Source organism: Actinoplanes sp. NPDC048796, from assembly GCF_040650035.1.
Classification (GTDB): domain Bacteria; phylum Actinomycetota; class Actinomycetes; order Mycobacteriales; family Micromonosporaceae; genus Actinoplanes.
This window is the reverse complement of sequence record NZ_JBEZGO010000008.1, coordinates 137,741-162,857: the sequence shown is the minus strand read 5'-3', so window position 1 is coordinate 162,857 and position 25,117 is coordinate 137,741. Positions and strand designations below refer to the sequence as shown.

Here is a 25,117-nt window from a genome sequence, read left to right as displayed (position 1 = left end):
ACCTACCAGCCCGACAGACCGAGCTGTTGCGCCTGCTTCTTGACGTCCTCGTCGTAGAGCTTGGCGCCGGCGTCGGCCTTGCGGATGCCGGAGCCGACCTCGACGCAGATCTGCTCGAGGGCCGGGCCCTTGACCGGGGAGAGGAATTCCAGGGCCAGGCTGGACGCGCCCGGCTGGTCGATGTACGCCTGCATGTCCTTGACCGCCTGCGGCACGGTGTCCGGGACCTTGCAGCCCTTGACCGCGAACGGCCCGGTCGGCTGGGACGCCGCCGCCTGCGAGGCGCAGCCGTCGGGGCCGGCGACGAAGTCGAGGAACTTCTTGGCCGCCTCGGCCTTGTCCCCGGTGGTGCTCGACGGGAGGTAGACGGCGGACGGGCTCCACACGGTCAGGCCGTTCTTGGCCGTGTCACTTCCGGGGATCGCGAACAGGCCGATCTTGTTCTCGGTGCCCGGGTTGTCGGCGATGAGCTGGCTGAGCATGGCCGACAGGATCGGGTACTGGGCACCCTGTCCCTTGGCCAGTTTGGTCAGGCCGTCGGTCAGTTTGGCCGAGGCGAAGTCCTTGTTGATGTAGCCGGCGTCGTGGACCTGCTGCAGGTGCTCGAAGCCGGCCCGGGCGGGCGGCGACGTCGCGTACTTGGCCTGGTTCTTGGTGTATTTGTCGGCCCAGCCGGGCTCGGCCGCCTCGACGTTGTGGTAGTCGCCCAGGATGAACAGCTGGGAGGTCCAGGTCTCGCCGTACGTCTGGATGACCGGGTCGACGCCGGAGGCCTTGATCTTGGCGTTGTTGGCCATGAACTCGTCCCAGGTCTTGGGGACCTGGAGGCCGAGCTTCGCGTAGACGTCCTTGTTGTAGAGGATCGCGCCCGCCATGAAGTTACCGAACGGGGCGCCGTACACCTTGTCCTCGAAGGTCACCGTCTTGGCGAAGTTCTCGTCGAGGCGGTCGGTGAAGCCGTCGACAGCGGTCAGGTTCTTCGACGGCGCGAGCGCCTGGAACAGCGAGCCCGAGTTGTACTGGAAGACGTCGGTCATGTCGCCGGTGGAGAGCCGGGTCTTGACGATGTTGTCGCCCTCGGTGCCCTGCGGGCGGGTCTCCACCTTGACCGTGATGTCGGGGTTCTTGGCGGTGAAGTCCTTGGCCAGCCCCTCCGCGATCTTGACCGTCTCCGGCTGGTTGTCGGTCAGGAACGACAGGGTGACCTTGCCGCCGCCGCCCTCGTCGTCACTGCTGCCGAGGCTGCCGGCGCTGCAGGCGCCGAGCGCCAATGTCGCCGACGCGAGAACTGACAGCGCTATTCTGCTGCGTTTCATCGATGCTCCTTAAAGGGAGAGGAGGGTGTGCAGGCGGGCGGCGAGCTCGTTCCCGCCGGGGATGAAGCCGTGTGCGGTGGCGGCGTCGACGAACTCGCTCGCGGGGGCGTCGAGGAACGGCGCCAGCCGGTCGGCCAGGACGGCCTCGTCGTCGGCCACGCCCGCTTCGCGCGCGGCGGCCAAAGCCTTGTCCCAGCTGGGTTCGTGGTCCATCAGCTGCCGGAGTGTCAGGTCGGCGGTGCTTGCGCTTGCTTCTTGCGTGTACGGGTCGTCAGCCGTCCACGAGTGCTTCCCGTGCCCCACTTCGATCGAGTGGCCCGCACCGGGAACGGTCACGACGGCCCGGGCGCCGACCGGGATCACGACGTCGAGGCGGACCGATCCGTCGGCGCGCTCCCAGGAGACCGAGGCTTCCCCGTACGGCGTCAGATGCTTGGCCGAAGCACGCGTGAGGTGCCGGCTCAGCAGCGGGCGCACCTCGACGCGGCGGTAGCCGGGCTGCGCCGGGGCGAGGCCGGCCACCCGGCGGTGCAGCCAGTCGGCGACCGCACCGAGCGCGTAGTGGTTGAACGAGGTCATCTCGCCCGGGTTGATCGAGCCGTCCGGGAGCATGCTGTCCCAGCGCTCCCACACCGTGGTCGCGCCCATGGTCACCGGGTAGAGCCAGGACGGGCATCCGGTCTGCAGGAGCAGGCGGTAGGCGAGATCCGCCTCGCCCGCGTCGGCCAGCGCGTCGGTCATCAACGGCGTGCCGACGAAACCGGTGCTGATCCGGAATCCGGCCGTACGGACGAGATCGGCCAGCCGCTCGGCCGCGTGTTCGCGCTGCTCCGGGGTGGGCAGCAGCGCCCACTGCAGGGCCAGCGCGTACACGGTCGGCGCGTCGCTGAGTACCCGGCCGCCCGCTGTCACGTACTCCCGGGCGAACGCTTCCCGCACCCGCTCCGCGAGTTCGCCGTACTCCCGGGCCACCTCGCCGTCGCCGATCGCGAGCGCCGCCTTGGCCACCAGCGAGGCCGAGTAGGCCAGGTGGGCCGTGGCCACCACGTCGGGGTCGGCCTTGGCCCGGAACGGGTCGGCCGGCGGCGCGGCCGGGTCGAGCCAGTCGCCGAACTGGAAGCCGCCGCTCCACAGCAGGTCGGCCCCGGCGAGACCGGAGATCCGGTCGACCCAGGCCCGCATGCTCGGCAGCTGCCGCTCGAGCAGGCCCACGTCGCCGGTGCGCTGGTAGAGCACCCACGGCACGACTGTCGCGGCGTCGCCCCAGGCCGCCGCGGCCGGTCCGGGCTGGCGGATCACGTCGGGCACCACGTGCGGGACCGAGCCGTCCTTCTGCTGCTCGGCCGCGAGGTCGGCCAGCCAGCTGCCGAGGAAGCCGGCGGTGTCGAACAGGAACGTCGCGGTCGGCGAGAACACCTGGATGTCGCCGGTCCAGCCCAGCCGCTCGTCGCGCTGCGGGCAGTCGGTCGGCACGTCGACGAAGTTGCCGCGCATGCCCCAGACCACGTTCTCGTGGAAGCGGTCGAGCAGTTCGTGCGACGACGAGAACCAGCCCGTGCGCCGCAGGTCGGAGCCGACCACCACGGCTTCGACGTCCTCCGCGCGCAGCCCGTCGACGCCGGTCACCTCGGCGTAGCGGAACCCGTGGAAGGTCAGATTCGGTTCCAGGACGACTTCTTCAGAGCCTTCCCAGATGTACGAGTCGGTGGCGCGGGCCGTGCGCAGCGGGCGCACCCCGAGCTCACCGTCCTGGAGCACCTCGGCGTGCCGGACGACGACCTCCCCGCCGGCCCCGCCGCGCACCTTGAGCCGGACCCAGCCGACCAGGTTCTGCCCGAAGTCGACCAGGGTCCGGCCGGCGGGCGACGTGCTGACGGCGACGGCCGGGACGACCTGGGTGATCCGCACGGGCGGGCCGTCCGGCGCGACCAGCAGGGAGAGGTCGGCCTCGACCACGTCGACCGGGGTCTCGGGGCCGGGCGGCCGGCGCAGGTCGACGCTCTGGCCGTCGTACAGGTCGTCGGCGGTCACCGAGCTTTCCCGGGCGGTCCAGGAGCCGTCGGTGGCGAGCACGTGCACCGCGCCGTCGGTGGTGACGACCTCCAGTTGCGCCAGCAGCGCGAGCCGGTCCCCGTACACACCGTGTTTGCCCTGGAATCCGAGGCGGCCGCGGAACCATCCGTTGCCCAGGAGCACCTCGAGGCGGTTGGTCCCGGTCGTGATCAGGTCGGTGACGTCGTGGGTCTGGTAGCGCAGGCGGTGTTGATAGGCGGTCCAGCCCGGCGCCAGCTGCTCGTCGCCGACCCGGTGGCCGTTGAGGTTCGCGATGTAGAGGCCGTGCGCGGTGACGTAGAGGCGGGCCCGGACCACGCCGTCCGGGATGTCGACGACGCCGGTCAGCAGCGGAGCCGGCGCGCCCCAGGCGCCGATCTCGCGCGGGCTGACGAACCGGGCGGTCCAGTCGCCCGGGCTCAGGAGCCCGGCCTCGACCGTGCTCGGCGCACTCCACTCGCTCCACGAAGCGTCGTCGCCGGCGCGGACCCGTACCTTCGCCCGGTCGCGAGCCGCGAGGGGCGCACCCGGCCAGGGCACCAGGATCTGGTCGCCGGAGACGACCGCGAAGGTCTCGGCCGAGCCGTCGCGCTCGATCTCGATCTCGTAGCGGGTCTGCGCGTAGCCGTCGGGGGCGGCCGGAACCTGCCAGGAGAGGCGCGGGGTGGCCGAGCCGATGCCGGTCACGGGACTCAGATGATGATCGAAGCGGAGGTCGGTGGGTGCGGCGATGTCCGGCATTTCTCTCCAGAACTAGTGCGTGAAACGATTCAAAGGCGGCCGGGACGATCCGGTGATCGATGTTTCGGGCTGATGGCGAAACCGTTTCGCTTGGCACCGATCGTGCGTTGTGGCGCAGGCCACGGCATAGCCCGAGATGAACCGGAGGTAGCACGAAATTCACCTGGGGCCTACGGTGAGGCATGACCGACGAGCCCCCCGTCGAGACCACCGGCACGCTGCTGCACTTCATCGAGGGATCGGCCGTGTGGGCCGGGCACTACCTGCACGAGGACGCCCATCCGGTGCACACGCACAGCTTCGTCGAGATCGCGGTGATGACCGGCGGGCAGGGCACCCACCACAGCCTGGCCGGGCGGCACGAGCTGAGCGTGGGCGACGTGGTGCTGCTGCGGCCGGGCGTGTGGCACGGCTACGAGCAGTGCGTGGGCCTCGACCTGTACAACTGCTGCTTCTCGACCGAGCTGATGCGGCGCGAGCTGGCCTGGACCCGGCAGGACCCGCAACTCGGCCATCTGCTGTGGACCGGCCCGTACTCGGGTCAGCGCCGCGGCATCCTCTACGCCCACCTCGAGCCGGACCAGCTCGCCGGATCCCTCGAACACCTCGACGGCCTGCAGAAACTGCGCTCCCAGCCGCCGGCCCGCTACCGGGGCGACATGGTCGGCCGGCTGGTGCTCTTCCTCAGCACGCTGGCCCGCGTGGTGGCCGAGTCGGACGACCTGGCCGGCGACGCGGCCGGCATCCACCCGGCGGTCCTCGACGCCATGCGGATGATGGAGGCCCGCCCCGAGTACCAGTGGACGCTGACCGAGCTGGCGGCCGAGCTGCACCTCGCACCCGGCTACCTGGTCCGGCTGTTCAAGTCGGCGACCGGCCTGCCGCCGATGGCGTACCTGTCACGTCATCGTGTCGAACTGGCCGCGGCCCGCCTGCTGCACACCGACCAGCCCATCAACAAGATCGGCGAGTCGGTGGGGTGGCCCGACCAGAACTACTTCGCGCGCCGCTTCAAGTCGCACTACGGGCTGAGCGCGTCCACGTACCGGTCGCGCTTCACCCGTACCGTCAAGCGCTGAAAAGCCTTTCCAACTGGGAGTCCAGGGCGGCCAGCGCCTGCTCGGGGGTGTACTGGCCGCCGAGAACGTACAGGCCTAGGCCCTCCATCAGCGCCAGCAGCCCGGCCGCGTCATCGGCCCGCCCGCCGAGAAGGCTCGCGATGAAACCGACCATCTGCTCGGTCTCGGCCCGCAGGGCCGGTTGCGGGTGGACGGCCGTGTAGGCCAGGAAGGCCAGCGCCACCCGCCCGTTCTCCCGGCTCGGCTCGTCGAGCGGCAGCAGCGCGGTCACCAGCGCGCGCAGCAGCTCGCGCGGCGGCGGGTCCTCGCCGAGCCGGGCGACCGCCTTTTCCGCCCGGTCCCGGCTGCGCTCCTGCACCACCGACAGCGCGAAGGTCATCATCTCGTCCTTGGTGCGGAAGTAGTGCTGCACCATGCCCGCGCTCACGTCGGCCGCGGCCGCCACATGCCGCAGGCTGACCGCCTCGAGCCCCTGCTCCGCCGCCACCCGCATCAGGGCGTCGGCGATGAGCCGGCGGCGCTCGGCGTGGTCGACCTTCTTCGGCATGCCAGCGATGCTTTCACGCCGGTTCCGGCTGCCTCGCCCGGGCCGCCGCGACGAACCCGTCCGGGTCGTCCACGTAGATCCGGACGTCCCCGGCGTCCGCCCTTTCGATGTCCACGCTGGTCTGCCCGGCCATGACGATGTGCTTGACCCCGTCGACGACCTGAACGGACTTGTTCGACGGCAGCGAGCGGTACCGCTTGCTGACCGAGACCACGTCCGCCCACGGAATCGTGAAGTCGACGCCGTTGCCCAGCCGCACCCGGATCCCGTCGTCGCCGACCAGATGCGGATGCCGCCGCAGCCCCGCCGCGAAACCGATCATCCAGAGCAGCCCCCACACCCCGAGCGCGAGCACGATCCACCGCGCCGGCCCCCACGGCACCACCTCGCGGACGATCAGATCGAAGATCGGGATCTCGACGGCCGACAGCCCGATGAACACCCCCAGGATCGGTTTGACGACCCCGTGATAGGTGTACGCCATCTCGCCCTCCTTCAGAGGCACGGGCCGGCGCAGCATCCACGCGAACAGGTTGCGCCACATCGCCGCCTCGACGGCCAGAAGCTTCCTCATGCCCTCGTCACCGTTCCCGCTCGCCCGTCCACCGTCACGACCTCACCCGTCCGGATCCGCGTGGTGGCCCCGGGCACGCAGATGACGGCCGGGATCCCGTACTCCCGCGCCACCGTCGGCCCGTGCGCCATGACCGCGCCGGTCTCGGTGACCAGCGCCGCCGCCGTCAGGAACAGCGGCGTCCACCCCGGATCGGTCGTCGCGGTCACCAGAACCTCACCCGGTTCCACGTACGCGCCGGCCGGGTCCAGCACGATCCGCGCCTTCCCGGTCACCCGCCCGGCCGAGGCCGCCACCCCACGCAGATCGGCCCCGTCGTCGCCCGGCAGCGTCGCCTCGACATCGGTGCCGTCGGACAGCAGCGCCACCGGCACGGCCCGGCGCCGCATCTCGCGCCGATACACGGCCTTGCGGGCGTCGATCACGGCCCGCGCCGGCACGGCGTCCAGCTCCTCGACGGTCAGGAACATGACGTCGTCCGGGTCGTCGAACAGCTCGGCCCCGATCAGCAGCAACTGACGGCGTACCTGCTGAAGCCGGTAGAGCCCGGCGAACTTGCCGGCCTCCCGCAGCCCGGCCAGCTCCCGGGCCCGCCCCAGCAGAAACCCGGCGAGGCGGTTCTTGCGGCGCAGGTCGCGCAGCGCCCGCTCGGCCCGGTCCGCGGCCCGCGCAAACCGCCGATCGGGCGCCTGCTCCGGGTCGGTCACGCGCAGGCAGTTCTGCATGGCGGCGAAGACGGGCGCCGGATCCTCACTCCACCGCGGCACCCCGACGTCGACCTCGGCCGCGCCGCGATGCCCGTACGCCCGGAGAAAGGCACCCAGGCCGAACTCCGGCAACGCCCCCGCCAGCCATCGCTCGGAGAGCTCGCCCGGCGGGGTGCCGAGCAGAAGATCGCGGTGCTCCCCCACCTGCTGCGAGAGCCGCCACAGCGCGAGATCCATCTCGATGGTCACGTTGTGCGGCATTCCACCGAGCGCGGTGTGAACGTCGCCGTCGTTCTTCAGCAGATATCCCGGCACCGTCGCGGCGAGCATGCCGGCCGCAATGGGCCAAACCAGATCGTCCGGCGACTCACCTGTGCCCCATTCCCGAACAAAACGCACCCGTTCGGCGTGCGCCTCCTGCCCCCTCGGCTCCTGTCCCCTCGGCTCCCGCCCCCTCGGCTCCCGCCCCCTCGCCTCCTGCCCCCTCGGCTCCCGCTCAGCACTCGTAGCCGCCGTCTCAGGGCTCCGGTGCTGCGGGGCCGGCTCTGCCGCCGGAAGGCCGACAACTGGATCCGTATCGGCGGACACCTGGCGCATCCGCTCGACGGCGGCGGTGAGGCGGATCCGGGCCGCGGCCGGACGGGCCAGCGCGCGGGCGATGCCCGAGGCCGCGCGGAAGGCGGTACGTGGCGACGGGGTGGTGCGGCGCGGGGCGCTGCCTGGAACAGGCGCGAAGCGCGGGTCCGCCAGGACATGCCGGATGGCCGCCTGCGCTCGCGGGCCGAAGTCGACCGCGAGGAGCTTGACGAGCCGCTTGCGGGCCTTCGGGTCGCGTACCAGGTCGGTCATGTCGCCATAGAGGCGGCCGCCGATGTCGGTGATCTCGACGTGCAGGCCGAGCGGCTTGAGCATGGCGGTCACGAGAGCCTTCAAGGTGGACATGCCCATCGGCGTGGCCGGCTGGAGCATCCCCTGCACGTGCCCGAACTCCAGATAGACCCGCAGGTCCCCGGTCGGTGGCGGCAACGGGAAGAGTGTCGTGATCGGCCGCGATTGCAGGAGCCACAGCTCGCCGGCCTTGTCGAAGGCCCACTCGACATCCTGCGGCACCCCGAAGCGCGCCTGAAGCCTCTCGCCGGCGGCCCACAGGGTGGCGAGCGCTTCGCTGGTCAGGCAGCCACCCTCAGCCGGCCCTCCCCCGCGGAGATAGTGGTCGACGGAACCCTCCCCGTCCACGACGGCCGGTCCGGCACCGGCGGCCGCGTCGACCGCCATCTCGGTGCGGCAGCCGGTCACGGGATTGGCCGTGAAGAGCACCCCGGCCACCTCGGCTTCGATCATCCGCTGCACGACAACCGCGACATCACCGGAAGCGCCGCCACCCCGATAGGACGTCACGCGTTCCCCGGCGGCCGACCCGCGGCAGACCTCGATGGCAGCGAGCAAGGGTTCCAGACCCTCGACATCAAGCAGCGTCTCGTATTGACCGGCGAAGCTCGCCTCATCACCGTCCTCACCGGGAGCACTCGACCGCACCGCGACGCGGCCCCCACCAAGGGCGGCGTAGGCCCGCGCTATCTCAGCGCGCGGAAGCCCTCCGGCCCCGACTCGCACCCACTCACCGTCCTCAGCGCGCGCCCGCTCTCCGACCCCGACTCGCGCCCACTCACCGTTCTCAGCGCGCGGCCGCCCACCATCCTCAGCGCGCGGCCGCCCACCGGACTCGACACCCGTCGGGCCGCCGGCCTCAGCGCGCGGCAGGTCGCCCGCGTCGGTGGTGAGGCAGAAGCCGGGTGGGACCGGCTCGCCTTGCTGGATCAGGTCGCCGAGGGTGGCGGCTTTGCCTCCCACCAAGGGGCGCAGGGAGGCCGAACACTTCTCGAGGCCGATGATCTGCACGGGCGCACCTCCACGGTTTGGCAATGCAGTTGCATTGCGTCCACCGTAGCGCGGATGCAATACGACTGCAATGTCAAAGCTTGGCGTCAACACGCGGTTCACCGCGCGGAAACATTGACTCCGTGCAGGATGCATTTGTACGTTGTGTGCCTCGCTGGTTGTGGTCCCGGCCACGCCATCGACGCGCGCTCCGGTGGTGGCGGATTCCTTCGCTTCCGCCACCACCGGTGAAGCCGCCTCCGGTGAAGGCAGCGCCACCCCAAGCAGCGCCACCCCAAGCAGCGCCACCCCAAGCAGCGCCACCCCAAGCAGCGCCACCCCAAGCAGCGCCACCCCAAGCAGCGCCACCCCAAGCAGTGCCACCCCAAGCAGCGCCGCCGAAGGGGCGAACGGTGAGCCGCACCGGTGGAGCGCAATCGGTAGACAGTCATCGGTGGAGCGGCCGACGGTGGAGTCGGCGCGGCAACCCGGTTGGAGCATTTTGCGGGGAAAGCGGAACCTCACCCCCGTCCGGATCGTCTGATCCGGCATGACTCGTCTCCGCAACACCCTCATCGCCGCCGCCGCTCCGCTGGCGCTGCTCTGTGCCTGTGCGCAGCCGGACGGGGCGGGCGCGGCCCCCAGTCAGTCCAGCGAGCAGGCCGGTGCCCCCACGTCCGGGGAGGGGGCGAACTATCTGGTCGCGCGCACCGAGTCGTACGGCGGCTTCGTTCCGCCCGACCGGACCGTCGGGGCGCTTCCGGCCGTCAGCGTCTACGCCGACGGGCGGGTCATCACCGAGGGGCCCGTTCCGATGATCTATCCGGGGCCGGCGCTGCCCAACGTGCAGGTCAGCCAGATCAGCCCGGAGCAGGTTCAGGAGCTCACCCGTCAGGGCGCCGCGGCCGGCGTGCAGGACGGCACCGATTTCGGGCGCCCCAACGTGGCCGACGCGCCGACCACCCGGGTCACCGTGCGCACCGGGCAGGGCACCCAGTCCGTGGCCGTCGAGGCGCTGCGGGAGAGCCAGGCCAACGATCCGATGCTCACCCAGCCGCAGCGGGACGCCCGCAAGAAGCTGTCCGACTTCGTCGGCACGCTGACCGGGCTGGCCGGCGACGCCAAGAGCACCACGTACGAGCCTGAGGAGATGGCGGTGCTGGCCCGGCCGTACACGGAACCGGGTGGCTCCGATCCGAAGAGTCCCGAGGTCGCCTGGCCCGGTCCGGCGCTGCCCGGCCCGTACCTGAACGCCGCCTTCAAGATCGGCTGTGTGACGGTGACCGGCGCCGAGCTCGACAAGGTGCTGACCGCGGCCGGGAAGGCCAACGCCATGACGCCGTGGACGTCGGGCGGTGCCCGGTACCTGATCACCTTCCGTCCGCTGCTGCCCGACGAGTCGGGGTGCTCCACCTTCACCGTCACCAAGGGCCGGCGATGACACCGATCGGTGATCCGGTCGAGCCGGGCCCGGACGACGAGCGGGACGAAAGAGGGCCGGGACAGGCGACGCCCGTCCCGGCCCGGCCGGCATGCCGGCCCGCGCTCACTGAACGCCGAGGAGATCCACGACGAAGATGAGGGTCTCGTTCGGCTTGATCACGCCGCCCGCGCCGCGCGAGCCGTAGCCCAGGTGCGGCGGGATGGTGAGCTTGCGGCGGCCGCCGACCTTCATGCCGGCCACGCCCTGGTCCCAGCCGCCGATGACCTGGCCGCCGCCGAGCGGGAACTCGAACGCCTCACCGCGGTTGTACGACGCGTCGAACTCCCGGCCGGTCGAGTGCGCCACGCCCACGTAGTGGACGCTCACGTACTGGCCGGGCTTGGCCTCGGGGCCGTCACCAACGGTGATGTCCTCGATCACGAGCTCGGCGGGCGGCTCGCCCTCGATCGGGCCGACGTCGGGCTTGTCCATGAGTTCTCCTTCATTGTTTCGTCGAACCCGACCACTCAATCACAGCGCCCCGGACGCACCGACAGTGACGTGCTGAACGACTCACGCCGATTCTCCGTATAGCTCGTGGTGAGGATCTACCGTCTCGCGGCGTGCGCTCTCGCCGCGGCACTCGTCTGGCCGGCCGCGCCGGCCTCCGCGCACGGCTCGCCGACCACGCCGATCAGCCGCACGGCCGCGTGCGCGAGGGGCGGCGAGGACACGGACGGCGCCGCCTGCAAGGCCGCCCGGAAAGCCAACGGCGGCGGTTTCGGCTCGTTCGACAACCTGCGCATCGCGGGCGTGGGCGGGCGGGACCGCGAGGTGGTGCCGGACGGCGAGCTGTGCAGTGGCGGGCTCGACGCCTTCAGGGGCCTCGACCTGCCGCGGGACGACTACCCGTCGACGAAGGTCACCGCCGGCGGTTCGCTGAGCGTCAGGTACCGGGCGACGATCCCCCACGCCGGACAGTTCCGCATTTTTCTGACCAAGTCGGCGTACGACCCGTCGAAGCCCCTGGCCTGGGACGACCTCGGCAGCAAGCCGCTCCTCACGGTCACCGATCCCCCGCTGACCGACGGCGCCTACGCCATGAAACTCAAACTGCCACAAAGGACCGGACGGCACATTTTGTACGTCGTCTGGGAGACCTCGAGCACCCCGGACACCTATTACTCGTGCTCTGACCTGGTGTTCCCGGCGGCGGCCGCCGACACCGTGACTCCTCAGGCACCCGCGACACCCAAGGCGACGAAGGCTCCCACGAAGGCGAAGCCCGCAGCCGCGCCACCCGCCGCCACGAAAGCCCCTGTCGTGACAAATCGGACGACGACGGCGGCAGCGGTAACCGAGGAGGCGACGCCGGAAGCGGCGCGGGCCGTGACGCCGGTGGCGGACACCAGCAAGGTGACGCTGGGTCATCAAATCATCATCGGTGCGCTAGTGCTCGGCTTCGGCGCCGTGGCGTACGCCGTGATCACCGGCGTTGTCCGCAGACGCCGCGAAAACCGTTGAACCCCACCGAGAGCCGCTTCGTACTGATGGTCGTCGACAGCAGGTCCCGCGCCCCCCGGGGACAGACGAAAGGCCGAGCATGAGTCGAGTTGGCTACGGAGAGGCGTCGTTCGGAGCCGCGGATCCGGATGCGGAGTGCTCCGATCTGTACGCCTTCGTCAGCCCGGAGGCCCCGGAGACCGTGACCATCATCGCCAACTACGGGTTCCTCAACCTCGAGTTCGGCGACGACGTCCTCTACGAGATCCACGTCGACTACAACGGTGACGCCCGGCCCGACCTGACGTACCAGTTCCGGTTCCGCACCGAGCTGCGCCACCGCGACACGTTCCTCTACAACACCGGCCCCATCGAGTCCCTGGACAGCGAGAACTGGAACCGGCGCCAGTTCTTCTCGGTGACCAGGGTCGACGCGTACGGCAAGAGCACCGTCCTGGCCACCCACCTGCCGTGCCCGCCGCGCAACCTGGGCCCGGCCGCCACCCCCGGCTACGACGCGCTGGCCGCCGCCGCCATCGCCGACCTGCCTTCCGGCGAGCGCGTCTTCGCCGGTCAGCGGGCCGACGCGTTCTTCGTCGACCCGGCCGCCGTCTTCGAGATCGGCGAGAACACCCGGGCCGTGGCCACCGGACCCGCGACCGTCAACAGCATCGCCGTCCAGCTGCCGCACCCCGGCCGGATGATCGGCGTGTGGACCACCGCCAGCCGCCGCGAACTGCTCACCACCGGCGACGACGTCCTGGTGGGCCCGATGGTCCAGGTCGCGCGGCGGGCCAACCCGCTGTTCGCCGAATTGTTCGTGCCGGCCGCCGACCGGGCCCGCTGGAACGGCATGCCGCCCTCGGACGACAAGCGCTTCGCCGACCTGGTCGAGCACCCCGACCTGGCCGTGCTCCTGCCGGTCGACCACCCCGGTCACTTCCCGCGCCTGGAAGGGCTGACCGCGCGCCGGGCCGACCTGGTGGCGATGCTGCTCACCGGCCTGCCGGACGGCCTGGTCGACGGCCTGCACACCTTCACCGGCGACGTGCAGGCCGACATGCTGCGGCTGGACACGACGGTGCCGCCGTCGGCCGAGGAGAACCCGTTCGGCCTGCTCGGCGGCGACTTCGCCGGCTTCCCGAACGGCCGGCGGATCGGCGACGACGTCACCTCGGTCATGCTGCGGGCCATCGCCGGCGCGACCTTCCCCATGGTCGACGAGACGTACGAGCCCGACGACGCCGCCGCTCAGGCCGGCGCCGAGGCCCACCCCCGTACGCACGACGTGACCTTCCCCTACCTCGCGGCCCCGGAGGTTTTGCCGTGAGGCGCTCCGGGCACGGAGTGGTCGTGCTCAACATCGGTACCGGTATCGGCGCGCTCGTCATCCGAACGCCGCGCTGCATGCATGGTCATGACATCGAGATCAGCCCGGTGGAGGACCCCGCGCTGCGCACCCAGGCCACGGTCCGGGCCCGCTACGGGCGCGGCGGCGTCAACTACACAGTGGTCGTCGACTGTCTGCGCCCCGGCCGCTACACCATCTGGCGCGACCCGGTGACGCCACTGGCGGAGATCGATGTCCGGGGCGACCGGGTCGTCGAGTTCACCTGGCCGGTGACCGCACTCGCGGCGTGACCCACCGTGGCGGCATCCGGTCTAGGGTGGACGCCATGACGCGCGTGGACAAGCCCGTGCACGTCTCCCTGTCGACCACCGACGTGGAGGAGGCGCGGTCGTTCTGCCGCAAGCTGTTCTACGGGCCGTTGCAGGTCCACCCGACCGGTGACGTCTCGCGGTTCGCGTTCAGCGGCGACGTGGTGCTGCTCGGCCCGATCACGCTCGGCGAGATCAGCTACGGCGCCGACATCCACGTGGCCATCTCCGACCTGGAGACGGCCTACCACGTGCTGGCGCCGGTGACCGGCACGCTGCGCTCGCGTCATCGGGGCACGGTGGTGATGGCCGATCCGACGCGGGCCGCGGTCTACCGGCCGGTCGGCGACATCGACCTGGAGTGGCCGGGCAGCTGCCGGCTGCTGAGCGTCAAGGTGGAGCGGGCGGCGCTGGAGCGAGAGCTCGACGCGGCCCTCGACCAGCAGATCGTCTCGCCGCTGCTGCTCGGGGCGAGCTTCGATCTGATCGACGGCCCGGGGCGTACGTGGGCGTCTCTGGTCCGGCTCCTGCTGGCCGAGTTGCGGCACGCGGACGGGCTGGCCGCTCAGCCGCGGATGGCCGCCCGCTGGCGCGACCTGCTGGTCAGCGGCCTGGCCATGACGGTCGAGCATCCGTACGGCGAGGAGCCGGCCGGCATGCAGGGGCCGAACCGGCCGCGCACGGTGAAGCGGGCGCTGGACGCGATGCACGCCGAGCCCTGGCGGCCGTACACGGCGAACGATCTGGCGGCGATCGCCGGGGTCGGGGTCCGGGTGCTCCAGGAGGCGTTCCGGCAGCACGTCGGCATGTCGCCGCTGACGTACCTGCGCCGGCTGCGGCTCGACGGGGTGCACGCCGAGTTGTCCCGGTCCGACCCGTGGCAGGTGAACGTGTCCGAGGTGGCCTACCGCTGGGGTTTCACCCACCTCGGACGGTTCGCCGGCGCCTACAAGGCCCGGTACGGCGTACCACCGTCACAGACCCTGCGGGAACGCCGTTAGAGCTCGACTTTCTGGCCCTTGCCGATGACGACCACGCCGTTGTCGGAGACCGTGTAGAGCTTGCGGTCGCGGTCGAGGTCGACGCCGATCTGGGCGCCCTCGGGGATCACCACGTTCTTGTCGATGATCGCGTTGCGGATGATCGCCCGGCGGCCGACCGACACGCCCTCCATGAGCACCGCGCCCTCGACGTGGGCCCACGAGTTGACCCGCACGTTGGGCGAGATCACCGACCGTTCCACGAGCGAGCCCGACACGACCACCCCGGGCGAGATCATCGACTCGATGGCCCGGCCCTGGCGGTCGTCGTAGCCGTGCACGAACTTCGCGGGCGGCCACGAGCCGTAGTTCGTGAAGATCGGCCACTCGTGGTTGTACAGGTTGAAGATCGGCAGCGTGGCGATCAGGTCCATGTGGGCGTCGTAGAACGAGTCGAGCGTTCCCACGTCGCGCCAGTATCCGCGGTCGCGGTCGGTGCTGCCGGGCACTTCGTTCTCGCGGAAGTCGTAGACGTTGGCCTCGCCGCGCTCGACGAGCATGGGGATGATGTTGCCGCCCATGTCGTGCTTGCTGTCGGGGTCCTTCGCGTCCTTGGTCACCGCCTCGCAGAGCGCCCTGGTGGTGAAGACGTAGTTGCCCATCGACGCGTAGATCTCGTCCGGCGCGTCGGGCAGCCCGTCGACCTCTTTGGGCTTCTCGCGGAAGGCGCGGATGCGCTTGCCGTCCTCGGCCACGTCGATCACACCGAACTGGTCGGACAGCGACTTGGGCTGGCGGATGCCGGCCACCGTGACCGCGGCGCCCGAGGCGATGTGGTCCTGGACCATCTGCTTCGGGTCCATGCGGTAGATGTGGTCGGCGCCGAAGACGATGACGTAGTCGGGCGACTCGTCGTTGATCAGGTTGAGGCTCTGGTAGATGGCGTCGGCCGAGCCGGCGAACCAGCGGGGGCCGAGGCGCTGCTGGGCCGGCACCGGCGTGACGTAGTTGCCGAGCAGCGTCGACATGCGCCACGTCTTGGAGATGTGCCGGTCGAGCGAGTGCGACTTGTACTGGGTCAGCACCACGATTTTGAGGTAGCCGCCGTTGGCGAGGTTCGACAGCACGAAGTCGATCATGCGGTAGATCCCGCCGAACGGGACGCCGGGCTTGGCCCGGTCCGCCGTCAGGGGCATCAGGCGCTTGCCCTCACCACCGGCCAGAACGATTGCAAGGACCTTGACAGCCATGGAAGGACGCTAACTTTCCGCCAGCACAAGCGCCAGCCGAAGAGGGCAACTCGCCGTGATCGTCCCGGCGGACGGCCAGGATACCTGATCTTGAGCGTTCATGGGGAGGGAGTACTAGGCTGCGTGAGTGCTTCGAGTCGACCTGATCACACGCGAATATCCGCCGGAGGTGTACGGCGGCGCCGGCGTACACCTCGAATATCTGACCCGCGATCTGCGGGCCCTGGCCGACGTGCGGGTGCACTGCTTCGGGGCCCCGCGCACCGAGCCCGGCGTCACCGCCTATCCGGAGCCGGCCGAGCTGGCCGGGGCCAACGCGGCGCTGCGGACGATGGGGGTCGACCTCGAGATCGCCGCCGGCACCGAGGGCACCGACATCGTGCACAGCCACACCTGGTACGCGAACTTCGCCGGCCACACCAGCAAGCTGCTGCACGGCGTCCCGCATGTGGTCACCACGCACAGCCTCGAGCCGCTGCGCCCGTGGAAGGCCGAGCAGCTCGGCGGCGGCTACGCGCTGTCGTCGTTCTGCGAGCGGGTCGGCATCGAGAACGCCGACGCGATCATCGCGGTCTCCGGCGGCATGCGGCGCGACGTCCTCACCGCGTACCCGTCGGTCGACCCGGACAAGGTGCGGGTCGTCTACAACGGCATCGACACCGAGATCTACCAGCCCCACCGCGGCACCGACGTGATCGAGCGCCTGGGCATCGACCTGAGCCGGCCCAGCGTGGTCTTCGTCGGCCGCATCACCCGGCAGAAGGGCCTGCCCTATCTGCTGCGGGCCTGCCGGTCCCTGCCCGCCGAGACGCAGATCGTGCTGCTGGCCGGCGCGCCCGACACCAAGGAGATCGCGGCCGAGGTCGAGGGCCTGGCGAGCGAGCTGCGAGCCGCACGGGACGAGAAGGGTGTCATCTGGGTTCAGGAGATGCTGCCCAAGCACGAGGTCGTCCAGGTGCTCACGCACGCCACGGTCTTCGTGTGCCCGTCCATCTACGAGCCGATGGGCATCGTCAACCTCGAGGCCATGGCCTGCGAGACGGCGGTCGTGGCCACGGCCACCGGCGGCATCCCCGAGGTGGTCAGCGACGGCGAGACCGGCATCCTCGTGCCGATCGAGCAGGCCGAGGACGGCACCGGAACGCCGACCGACCCCGAGCAGTTCATCGCCGACCTCGCGACGGCGATGACTCAGCTGATCGAGGACCCGGCCCGGGCCGCGCAGATGGGCCTGGCCGGGCGGTGGCGCGCGATCGAGCATTTCAGCTGGTCGCACATCGCCGAGGAGACTCTCAAGGTCTACCGGTCAGTTCTCTGACGATCTGACGTGCGGCCGCCCGGCCACTGAGCCAGGCGGTCTGCACGCGGGGGCGGCCGAAGGCGTCGCCGCAGAGATAGACGTTCCCCCGGCGGGCGAAGCCCTCACGGCCCGTCCGGGGCTGGGCGAGGGGCCAGCGGAACAGCTCGACCGTGGGCTCGTCCTCGATGCCGAGCAGGTCGCCGGCCGCGCGAGCGAGCGCGGCCTCACCCCCGTACTCGAATTCTTTGAAGTAGCTCGCCGTCGAATGAGCGACGAGCACCGGAGCGCGATCGCCGCGACGGTCGCCGTCGTCGCAGAGCGTGGCCAGCACCGGATGATCGTTCACGAAGGCGCCGGCAAAATCGGGCCAGGTTCTTTCCGGGTACGTCAACACGGCCGTCAACACGGGCGACCAGGACTGTTCCCGGGCCTCGGGCAGGTCGGCCAGCCGCAGCGCCTGCGGCCCCGGCATCGCCAGCACCACGGCGTCGGCCGCCGGCAGCTCGGTCACCTCGGCCCCGAGCGTGACGTCGAGCCCGTCCGCGAGATCCTTGGCCAGGCTGCGCAGACCACCCGGCGCCGACCAGCGCATCGGTCCCGCGCCGTGCTGACCCCGGAACGTGTCGGTCCACGGGTGAGCCAGCCCGGCTACGCGCCACGACTGGAGCCGCCCCTGGAAGGACGGGTCGTCGGCGGTGACGTACGCGGCGCCGACGTCGACCGGCCGACCCGCCCGGGTGACACTCGCCAGGCGGCCCCCGACCACGTTGGCACGTTCGAGCACCCGTGTGGGCACACCCGCTCCGACCAGCTCACGAGCGCACGCCAGCCCCGAAATCCCCGCACCCACCACCACGACAGTCACACCCGGGAACTCTACGTGCGGCACACTGGTCCCCATGCTCCGCGTCCGCCGCCCACCCGTACGACTGACCTTGACCCTCGCCGCGGTCCTGTTCGCGACCGCCGTGCTGGGCCTCGGGCTGCTGCGAGCGGCGACGTACTCCGCGCCCGCCGCCTACTCCGCCCCGGTGCCGCCGGTGGCGTCGGCCCCGTTCACCGCCACCGCCTCCTGTGGCGCCTATCCGACCAAGGCCACCCGCGAGCTGCGCGGCATGTGGCTGACCACGGTCACCAACATCGACTTCCCGAGCAAGCGCGGCCTGTCCCCGGCGCAGGTCAAGGCCGAGTACCAGCGCTGGCTCGACCTGGCCGTGGCCCAGCGGCACAACGCGATCTTCGTGCACGTGCGGCCCTCGGGCGACGCCTTCTGGCCCTCGGCCTACGCGCCGTGGTCGGAGTGGCTCACCGGCAAGCGGGACGGCAAGTCCCCCGGGTGGGACCCGATGGCGTACATGGTCGACGAGGCCCACAAGCGCAACCTCGAGTTCCACGCCTGGTTCAACCCCTACCGCGGCACCCAGCCCGGCCCGGTCGGTCCGGGCGCCGACTTCCGCAAGCTCGCGCCGAACCATCCGCTGATCAAGCACAGCCAGTGGGCGATCGCCTTCCCGAAGGGCGAGACCGCGCGGCTCTACTTCGACCCGGGCATCCCCGAGGCGCGCAAGTTCGTCGAGGACTCGATGCTCGAGGCGGTCCAGAAGTACGACGTGGACGGTGTGCACTTCGACGACTTCTTCTACCCGTACCCGGTCGCCGGTCAGGACTTCCCCGACAACGCCAGCTACGCCCGGTACGGCGCCGGCAAGTCGAAGGCCGACTGGCGGCGCGACAACGTCAACACGCTGGTCCGCGAGATGAACACGCGGATCAAGGAGCTCAAGCCCTGGGTCAAGTTCGGGATCAGCCCGTTCGGCATCTGGCGCAACAAGACCACCGACCCGACGGGATCCGACTCCAAGGGCCTGGAGGCGTACGACGCCATCTACGCCGACACCCGCAAGTGGGTCCAGCAGGGGTGGCTCGACTACATCGTGCCGCAGCTCTACTGGACCATCGGGTTCGACAAGGCGGACTACGCCAAGCTGCTGCCGTGGTGGGCGGCGCTGGTCAAGGACACCAAGGTGCAGCTCTGGATCGGCCAGGCCGACTACCGGGTCGGCGAGGAAGGCGCCTGGAGCGACCCGACCCAGCTCGACCGGCAACTGTCCATGAACGACGAGTACGGCGTACAGGGCCAGGTGCACTTCAGCGCCAAGCAGGTCCAGGGCGACAAGCTGGGCGCGGTGACCCGGTACCGGGACAAACACTACGCGGCGCCCGCCCTCGTACCGGTGATGAAGCAGTTGCCGGCCGCGCCGCCGCCGGCGCCCACGCTGACCGGGGCGGCCCGCGGCGACGACGGAGCCGTGCACTTGCGGGGTACGAGCGCGGGGGCGAGCTGGGCCCTGTACCGGGTGAACGGCAAGACGGCCGACCTGGTGGCCACCGGTCGCGGCGGCACCGAGGTCGTCGACCCGGCGCCGCCCGCCGGACCGGCCACCTACTGCCTGGCCGGGCTGGACAGGTCGGGCAACGAGGGCGGGGTCAGCGCGCCGATCGCCGTCGCCGCGTAGTCCCAGAGCCGGTCGGCGGCCACCGGGTCGACCGACCACTCGGCCACCCCGAACATCGGCTCGGGGCCGCCCGGGACGACCTCGGCGATCTGGTTGTCCTCGTCGAGGTAGGCGCCGGAGACGCCCGCGAGCAGCGGCGACGCGGCGAGCAGCACCTCGCCGGCCGCGCCCTGCTCGGGGGTCTTGAAGCCGTCGGCGTGGATCAGATTGCCGTCGTCGTCCATGGCACCCATGGCCCGCATGGCCGCCGGGTCGATGTGGCGCTGGAGGTTGGTGTGGACGCGGCCGGGGGCCATCGCGTTGGCGGCGAGGCCGCGGCGGCTCAGCGCCACGGCCAACAACACCTCGGCCGCCTTGGACTGGCTGTAGGCCACCCACGGGTCGTAGGGGCGGCGCTCGAAGTGCGGGTCGTCGAAGTCGACGCCGGCCCGCAGTTGGGCGCCGGAGCTGACCAGGACGATCCGGGCGTCGTCGGTGAGGTGCTGCCGCAGGCCGGTGATCAGGGCATAGTGGCCGAGGAAGTTCGTCGCGAGCTGGAGCTCCCAACCGTTCTGCGCGGTTCGGCGCTCAGGCACCGCCATGATTCCAGCGTTGGCTATCACCGCGTCGAGCGGCTTTGTCCACTTCTTCGTGAAATCTCGGGTCTTTTCCAGGTCGCTCAGGTCAAGTTCCCGACGGGTCGGGGTGATGACCTCGGCACCGGCGTCCCGGAGGGCTTTCGCCGCCGCCTGACCGAGCCCCGAGCCGCCGCCGGTGATCAGGAAGCGCTTGCCGGTCAGATCGACACCGGCCAGCACCTCGGCGGCCGTGCTGGTGGCGGTGAAGGGAATGTTGATCGTCGTCATGGTTCGAGTGTGGCGCGCTCAGGCTGGACGGTGAATGGCTCAGGGTCCAGTATTGTTTCGTGAGCGTCCAATCCGATCCTCTGCATGACGTCCTCGCCCTTGTCGGTACGACCAGCCGGCTGTCGGTGGGGTTCGCGGCCGGCGGCGACTGGGCGGTGGCCTTCGAGCCGCCTCCGGCGGTCAAATTCAATGCCGTACGCCGGGGAAGCTGCCTCCTGCAGGTCGACGGCGTCACCTATCCCCTGTCGGCCGGCGACTGCTTCCTGCTGACCCGCCCCCGGGCGTTCACGCTGGCCAGTTCGCTCGACGTGCCCGCGGTCCCGGCCGGCCCGATCTTCGCGGCCGCCACCGGCGGCGTGGCCCACGCCGGCACCGGGTCCGGCGTCTTCATCCTCGGCGGCCGGTTCGGCTTCGGCGAGCGCGCCGAGGAACTTCTGCTCGACGCCCTGCCGGCGGTGATCCACGTGCCCGGGTCCTCGCCCGCCGCCGCGACCGTGCGCTGGGCGCTCGACCAGATCGACGCCGAACTGCGGGACCACCCGCCCGGGGCCGGACTGGTCACCGACCACCTGGCCCAGGTCATGCTCATCCACCTGCTGCGGCTGCACCTGCGGGCCCACCCGCCGGCCGGCTGGCTGTCCGGCCTGTCCGACCCGGTGGTCGCGCCCGCCCTGCGAGCCATGCACGCCCGCCCGGCCCACCCGTGGACGGTCGCCGAACTGGCCGCGGTCGCCGCCGTCTCCCGCTCCACGCTGGCCGCCCGCTTCAAACAGACCGTGGGCCAGGGTCCGCTCGACTACCTCACCCGCTGGCGCATCGAGCTGGCCTCGGCCCGCCTGCGCCGCTCCGACGGCACCATGGCGGCCATCGCCCACCAGGTCGGCTACGCGTCGGAGAGCGCCCTGAGCACGGCGTTCAAACGGGTGACCGGCGTATCCCCCCGCGACTACCGGAGCGCTCATCTCGTAACTGCGGGAAGATGAGCCATGAGCAGCGAGCGCCCGTCCTCCCTCGACGCCCACTTCGACCGCCTCGCACAGATCGCCGACGACATGGCCACGACGGCCGAGGCGAGCGCCCGCCTCCACGAGCAGATGGCCGGCACGCTGCCCTCCGCCGCCGAGCACGCCGCCCGTGACCGCCTTTTCGCCGCCGCGGAACGCCGGGCCGCCGAGGCGTACCGCGCCCACCGTCTGCCGCCCGAGGACGTACGGCAGGCCGTCCGCGCCGCCCGCCCCGGTCCGGAGGAGATGCGGCAGCTCGCCGACCAGCGGATCGTCGGCGGAGAGGAACAGTGGGACAGCCGGGAGAAGAGCCTCCGTGATCGCGAACAGAAGCTGCGCGACCGCGAAAGCTTCCTGGACCGGCGCGAGGCGTTCCGCAGCGACCGCCGAGCCGAGCGCGACCACGCCGCCGAGACCCGCGACCACGCCGCCGAGACCCGCGACCACGCCGCCGAGACCCGCGACCACGCCGCCGACGCCCGCGACACCCGCGCTGACGCCCGCGACCGCGCCGCCGACCAGCGAGAGATCGACTTCGAGACGGAACAGCCCCGCCCGGAGTGACGCGCGGTGTCACCGGCGGGCGATGACGCCGGTCAGGAAGATGTCCACGCCCGCCAGGAACTGCTCACGGTCGTCGTGGTCCGGCAGTTGCGAGGCCGCCTCCCGCACCATCGGGTCCGGGTCGTGGTACGCCCATTGTGCCGCCACGGTCTCCAGGTAGGCCTTGCGGTCCGCGTCGCCGGCCGCTCGCCGGGCCCCCGCGGCGTACTGCGCGGCCGCGCCGAGGACGTAGTTGACCAACGCCGATCCGGCGTCCGCCCGGGCCGGTCCGGGCACGCCGAGGCGCCGCAGGTGCGATCCGAGACTCTTCCAGATCCGGAACACGGCGGGTTGCCATGGTTCGCGGGAGAGTTGGGTCCCGACCCACGGGTGCGCGTCGATCGCGTCGAAGATCCCGAGCGCGAGAGCACGGATGGCCCGCTCGGGGTCCTCGTCGTCGCCGGCTCCGGCCGTCACCCGCCCGACGATCTCGTCCGCGGCCGCGGCCAGCAGCCCTTCCTTGTTGGCGACGTGGTGATAGATCGCACCGCGGCCGGTCGACAGGTGGGCCGTCAGCGCGCGGACCGTCAGACCCGCCTCGCCGTTCGCGTCGAGCACCTCGACGGCCGCCTCGACGATCCGCTCCCGGGAGAGCGCATCGCTGCGCCTGGTGTTTCGCGGCCTGGGGTCGGTCATGTCCATCATCTTGACACAGTTGGACCAGTGGTCCAACCTGACTTGGACCGACGGTCCAAACTTGTCGAGAGGATTCACATGACTACTCCTGTCACCATCGTCGGCGCCGGCCTCGGCGGCCTCACGCTCGCCCGCGTCCTGCACCGGCACGACGTGCCGGTCACCGTCTACGACGCCGAGGACTCGGCCCGGTCCCGTACCCAGGGCGGTCAGCTCGACCTGCACGAACACAACGGCCAGCGCGCCCTCGAGATCGCCGGGCTCACCGCGGAGTTCCGCGCGATCATCCACGCCGGTGGTGGAGCGCAGCGGGTCCTCGATCAGCACGGCACGGTGCTCGCCGAGGTACCCGACGACGGTTCCCTGGCCCGCCCGGAAGCGCAGCGCGGCGACATCCGGCGCATCCTGCTCGAGTCGCTGCCGGCCGGCACCGTGCAGTGGGGCAAGAAGGTCGTGGCAGCCACTCCCCTCGGCCTGGGGCGGCACGAGCTCAGCTTCGCGGACGGCTCGACAGTCACCACCGATATCCTCGTCGGCGCCGAGGGGACCTGGTCGCGGGTGAGAGCACTGCTGTCGGACGAGAAGCCGGCGTACGCGGGTATGAGTTACGTCGATACCTATCTGCACGACGTCGACGACCGCCACCCTGACGCGGCCAAGGCCGTCGGCGACGGCGCCATGTACGCGCTCACCCCCGGCCGGGGGTTCCTCGCCCACCGCGAAGCGAACAACACCATCCACGCGTACGTCGCGCTCGACCGGCCGGTCGAGTGGTTCGACGACATCGACTTCGCCGACGCCGAAGCCACCAAGGCGCGGATCGCGGCCGAGTTCGAAGGGTGGGCGCCCGAACTGACCGCCCTGATCACCGCCGCCGACACGGCGCCGGTCCTGCGCCGCGTCTACCAGCTTCCCGACCGCCACCGATGGGCCCGCACACCGGGCGTGACACTGCTCGGCGACGCCGCACACGTGACCGTCCCCGGCGGCGAAGGCGCGAACATCGCCATGCTCGACGGCGCCGACCTCGGCGAAGCGATCGCCGCGCACCCCGGCGACGTCGAAGCCGCCTTCGCCGCGTACGAGCAAGTAATGTTCGCCCGCGGCGAGGCCGAAGCGGTGGCCGCGCACGAGACTATCGACCTCATCTTCGGCGACAGCGCGCCCCACGGACTCGTCACCCTGCTCAACGGCACCGGCCAGGACGCCAGTTGACCCTCCTCTTCCTCGACGTCGACGGCCCCCTGCTGCCCTTCACCCACCGGTCGACCTCCCCGCCCGATCCCGCGCATCCGCTGCTTCAGCGCCTGAACCCGGCCGACGGCCCCCGCCTGCTCGCCCTGGGCTGTGACCTGATCTGGGCCACCACCTGGATGTCCGACGCCAACGACCTGGTCGCCCCGCGCCTGAGCCTGCCCCCGCTCCCGGTCCTGGATCTGCCGGCCGAGACCACTCCCCCGCCCCTGAACGGCCTGCACTGGAAGACCCCGTACATCACCGCGCAGGCCGATGGGCGGCCGTTCGTGTGGCTCGACGACGAGATCAGCGAGACCGATCGCTGGTGGACCGAGACCGCGTATCCGGGGCCGGCTCTGCTTCACCGCGTCGATCCTCACGTCGGCCTGGCCGAGGGGGACTTCGCTGCTGTCCGCTCATGGGTGGACGGGCATCGCTGACGCGACATTCGTTCAATACGGGGGCTGTCCCGGGGCCGCATCGTCGTCGGTATGACGGGACACGGGTTGCACGTCGTTCAGGACGGGCCGCGGCAAGGGCCGGCGCTGTTGCTCATTCACGGATCGGGGGCGGCGGCGTCGTCGTGGGATCTGATGGTTCCGTGGCTGGCCACGGTGTGTCATGTCATCCGGGTCGATCTGTCGGGCTGCGGGCAGTCGCCGCCGGCGGCGGGGTACGACGTGCCGGGGCAGGCGGCGCTGGTGGCGCGGGTGCTGGACGAACGGGGGCTGCGGGGCGTGGCCGTGGCCGGGCACTCCAGCGGCGGCTACGTCGGCACCGCCCTGGCCGAGAGGCGTCCCGAACTGGTGGGGTCGCTCACGCTGATCGGCACCGGGCCCAGCATGGACGCCCTGCGCCCGCAGCCGCTCGTGCTGCGCCTGCTGCTGGGGCCGCCGTTCGGGGCGCTCATCTGGCGGGTGCGGACGGACGCCTGGATCCGGAAGGGCATCGCCGCCACCGCGGCCCGGCCGGTCGACGTCCCGGACAGCGTGGTCGCCGGCGTTCGGGGGATCACCTATCGGAGCATGCGGAAGGTGTTGCGCGCCAACACCGCGTACCTGGAAGAACGCACCCTGCCCGAACGCCTCGCCGTCCTCGCCGTCCCGGTGCTGGCCATCTGCGGTGACGCCGACCCCAAGTGGGATCCGTCGGCGGCCCGCCGCTATCCCCGGGTCGAGATGATGCCCGGCGTCGGGCACCTCCCGATCCTCGAAGCGCCCGAAGCCACCAGCAAGCTGCTGCTGGACTTCGTGGGCGCCTAGTGTGGA

At 71.0% G+C, this 25,117-nt stretch carries 23 protein-coding genes; 13 read left to right on the top strand and 10 right to left on the bottom strand.

Translation table 11 applies throughout. From position 1 onward, the window contains the following. Positions 1 to 2 precede the first annotated feature (2 nt). A complete protein-coding gene (locus tag AB0C26_RS30020) occupies positions 3 to 1,316 on the bottom strand; it encodes an extracellular solute-binding protein (RefSeq protein WP_360254306.1) in 1,314 nt (437 codons plus the stop codon). A gap of 9 nt (positions 1,317 to 1,325) precedes the next feature. Then, positions 1,326 to 4,109 carry a family 78 glycoside hydrolase catalytic domain gene (locus AB0C26_RS30015; RefSeq protein WP_360254304.1) on the bottom strand — a complete coding sequence of 928 codons (2,784 nt, stop codon included), beginning with the start codon at positions 4,107 to 4,109 and terminating at the stop codon, positions 1,326 to 1,328. A 182-nt stretch (positions 4,110 to 4,291) separates the two neighbouring features. Between AB0C26_RS30015 and AB0C26_RS30010 the strand changes: the two genes are divergently transcribed. Next, positions 4,292 to 5,188: an AraC family transcriptional regulator gene (locus tag AB0C26_RS30010; RefSeq protein WP_360254302.1), complete on the top strand. Its 897-nt coding sequence runs from the start codon at positions 4,292 to 4,294 to the stop codon at positions 5,186 to 5,188. On the opposite strand, the gene AB0C26_RS30005 is transcribed toward AB0C26_RS30010, so the two are convergent. Genes AB0C26_RS30005 through AB0C26_RS29995 form a run of 3 tightly spaced genes read right to left on the bottom strand, consistent with a single transcriptional unit; the run spans position 5,178 to position 8,915 of the window. Beyond that, the gene (locus AB0C26_RS30005) at positions 5,178 to 5,735 is read right to left on the bottom strand and encodes a TetR/AcrR family transcriptional regulator (protein WP_360254300.1); all 558 of its coding nucleotides are present in this window, start codon (positions 5,733 to 5,735) and stop codon (positions 5,178 to 5,180) included. The two genes, AB0C26_RS30010 and AB0C26_RS30005, sit on opposite strands and share 11 nt — an antisense overlap. Positions 5,736 to 5,748: 13 nt before the next feature. Continuing rightward, positions 5,749 to 6,309, bottom strand: a complete 561-nt coding sequence (locus tag AB0C26_RS30000) for a hypothetical protein (protein ID WP_360254298.1) — start codon at positions 6,307 to 6,309, stop codon at positions 5,749 to 5,751. Next, positions 6,306 to 8,915, bottom strand: a complete 2,610-nt coding sequence (locus tag AB0C26_RS29995) for a PEP/pyruvate-binding domain-containing protein (RefSeq protein ID WP_360254296.1) — start codon at positions 8,913 to 8,915, stop codon at positions 6,306 to 6,308. The genes AB0C26_RS30000 and AB0C26_RS29995 overlap by 4 nt, the downstream gene beginning before the upstream one ends. A 529-nt stretch (positions 8,916 to 9,444) precedes the next feature. On the opposite strand from AB0C26_RS29995, the gene AB0C26_RS29990 reads away from it, so the two are divergent. Further along, positions 9,445 to 10,335 carry a hypothetical protein gene (locus AB0C26_RS29990; protein WP_360254294.1) on the top strand — a complete coding sequence of 297 codons (891 nt, stop codon included), beginning with the start codon at positions 9,445 to 9,447 and terminating at the stop codon, positions 10,333 to 10,335. Between the two features lie 105 nt (positions 10,336 to 10,440). Here the strand turns inward: AB0C26_RS29990 and AB0C26_RS29985 are convergent, their stop codons facing one another. Beyond that, positions 10,441 to 10,809 (bottom strand): FKBP-type peptidyl-prolyl cis-trans isomerase, encoded by a 369-nt coding sequence (locus AB0C26_RS29985; RefSeq protein ID WP_360254292.1) that lies wholly within the window; start codon positions 10,807 to 10,809, stop codon positions 10,441 to 10,443. A gap of 105 nt (positions 10,810 to 10,914) precedes the next feature. Here AB0C26_RS29985 and AB0C26_RS29980 point away from each other — a divergent pair, with 105 nt between their 5' ends. The 4 genes from AB0C26_RS29980 to AB0C26_RS29965 all read left to right on the top strand — a co-directional run bounded on the left by AB0C26_RS29980 (position 10,915) and on the right by AB0C26_RS29965 (position 14,480). Next, on the top strand, positions 10,915 to 11,841 hold the full coding sequence (locus AB0C26_RS29980) for a lytic polysaccharide monooxygenase (protein ID WP_360254290.1): 927 nt from the start codon (positions 10,915 to 10,917) through the stop codon (positions 11,839 to 11,841). Positions 11,842 to 11,920: 79 nt separating this feature from the next. Beyond that, a complete protein-coding gene (locus tag AB0C26_RS29975; protein WP_360254288.1) occupies positions 11,921 to 13,150 on the top strand; it encodes a DUF4331 domain-containing protein in 1,230 nt (409 codons plus the stop codon). Positions 13,151 to 13,173: 23 nt separating this feature from the next. Continuing rightward, positions 13,174 to 13,461, top strand: a complete 288-nt coding sequence (locus tag AB0C26_RS29970) for a phospholipase (protein ID WP_360254286.1) — start codon at positions 13,174 to 13,176, stop codon at positions 13,459 to 13,461. Positions 13,462 to 13,496: 35 nt separating this feature from the next. Next, positions 13,497 to 14,480: an AraC family transcriptional regulator gene (locus tag AB0C26_RS29965; RefSeq protein WP_360254284.1), complete on the top strand. Its 984-nt coding sequence runs from the start codon at positions 13,497 to 13,499 to the stop codon at positions 14,478 to 14,480. Here AB0C26_RS29965 and glgC read toward each other — a convergent pair. Beyond that, positions 14,477 to 15,709, bottom strand: a complete 1,233-nt coding sequence (glgC, locus tag AB0C26_RS29960; RefSeq protein WP_360254282.1) for a glucose-1-phosphate adenylyltransferase — start codon at positions 15,707 to 15,709, stop codon at positions 14,477 to 14,479. The genes AB0C26_RS29965 and glgC overlap by 4 nt on opposite strands. A gap of 127 nt (positions 15,710 to 15,836) precedes the next feature. Here glgC and glgA point away from each other — a divergent pair, with 127 nt between their 5' ends. Further along, entirely contained in the window at positions 15,837 to 17,027 is a 1,191-nt protein-coding gene (glgA, locus tag AB0C26_RS29955; RefSeq protein ID WP_360254280.1) for a glycogen synthase, read from the top strand. Here glgA and AB0C26_RS29950 read toward each other — a convergent pair. Continuing rightward, entirely contained in the window at positions 17,002 to 17,874 is an 873-nt protein-coding gene (locus AB0C26_RS29950; RefSeq protein ID WP_360254278.1) for an FAD-dependent oxidoreductase, read from the bottom strand. The genes glgA and AB0C26_RS29950 overlap by 26 nt on opposite strands. A gap of 34 nt (positions 17,875 to 17,908) precedes the next feature. On the opposite strand from AB0C26_RS29950, the gene AB0C26_RS29945 reads away from it, so the two are divergent. Then, on the top strand, positions 17,909 to 19,525 hold the full coding sequence (locus AB0C26_RS29945) for a family 10 glycosylhydrolase (RefSeq protein ID WP_360254276.1): 1,617 nt from the start codon (positions 17,909 to 17,911) through the stop codon (positions 19,523 to 19,525). On the opposite strand, the gene AB0C26_RS29940 is transcribed toward AB0C26_RS29945, so the two are convergent. Beyond that, positions 19,453 to 20,370, bottom strand: a complete 918-nt coding sequence (locus AB0C26_RS29940; RefSeq protein ID WP_360254274.1) for an SDR family NAD(P)-dependent oxidoreductase — start codon at positions 20,368 to 20,370, stop codon at positions 19,453 to 19,455. The genes AB0C26_RS29945 and AB0C26_RS29940 overlap by 73 nt on opposite strands. Before the next feature lie 59 nt (positions 20,371 to 20,429). Between AB0C26_RS29940 and AB0C26_RS29935 the strand changes: the two genes are divergently transcribed. Continuing rightward, a complete protein-coding gene (locus AB0C26_RS29935) occupies positions 20,430 to 21,353 on the top strand; it encodes an AraC family transcriptional regulator (protein ID WP_360254272.1) in 924 nt (307 codons plus the stop codon). A gap of 3 nt (positions 21,354 to 21,356) precedes the next feature. Continuing rightward, entirely contained in the window at positions 21,357 to 21,938 is a 582-nt protein-coding gene (locus AB0C26_RS29930) for a hypothetical protein (RefSeq protein ID WP_360254270.1), read from the top strand. 9 nt (positions 21,939 to 21,947) lie between these two features. Here the strand turns inward: AB0C26_RS29930 and AB0C26_RS29925 are convergent, their stop codons facing one another. Next, positions 21,948 to 22,613: a TetR/AcrR family transcriptional regulator gene (locus AB0C26_RS29925; RefSeq protein ID WP_360254268.1), complete on the bottom strand. Its 666-nt coding sequence runs from the start codon at positions 22,611 to 22,613 to the stop codon at positions 21,948 to 21,950. Between the two features lie 78 nt (positions 22,614 to 22,691). Between AB0C26_RS29925 and AB0C26_RS29920 the strand changes: the two genes are divergently transcribed. The 3 genes from AB0C26_RS29920 to AB0C26_RS29910 are packed head-to-tail and all read left to right on the top strand — an operon-like array spanning position 22,692 to position 25,111. Next, a complete protein-coding gene (locus tag AB0C26_RS29920; RefSeq protein WP_360254266.1) occupies positions 22,692 to 23,828 on the top strand; it encodes an NAD(P)/FAD-dependent oxidoreductase in 1,137 nt (378 codons plus the stop codon). After that, on the top strand, positions 23,825 to 24,289 hold the full coding sequence (locus AB0C26_RS29915) for an HAD domain-containing protein (RefSeq protein ID WP_360254264.1): 465 nt from the start codon (positions 23,825 to 23,827) through the stop codon (positions 24,287 to 24,289). The genes AB0C26_RS29920 and AB0C26_RS29915 overlap by 4 nt, the downstream gene beginning before the upstream one ends. A gap of 51 nt (positions 24,290 to 24,340) precedes the next feature. Beyond that, entirely contained in the window at positions 24,341 to 25,111 is a 771-nt protein-coding gene (locus AB0C26_RS29910; RefSeq protein WP_360254262.1) for an alpha/beta hydrolase, read from the top strand. Positions 25,112 to 25,117: the final 6 nt, after the last annotated feature.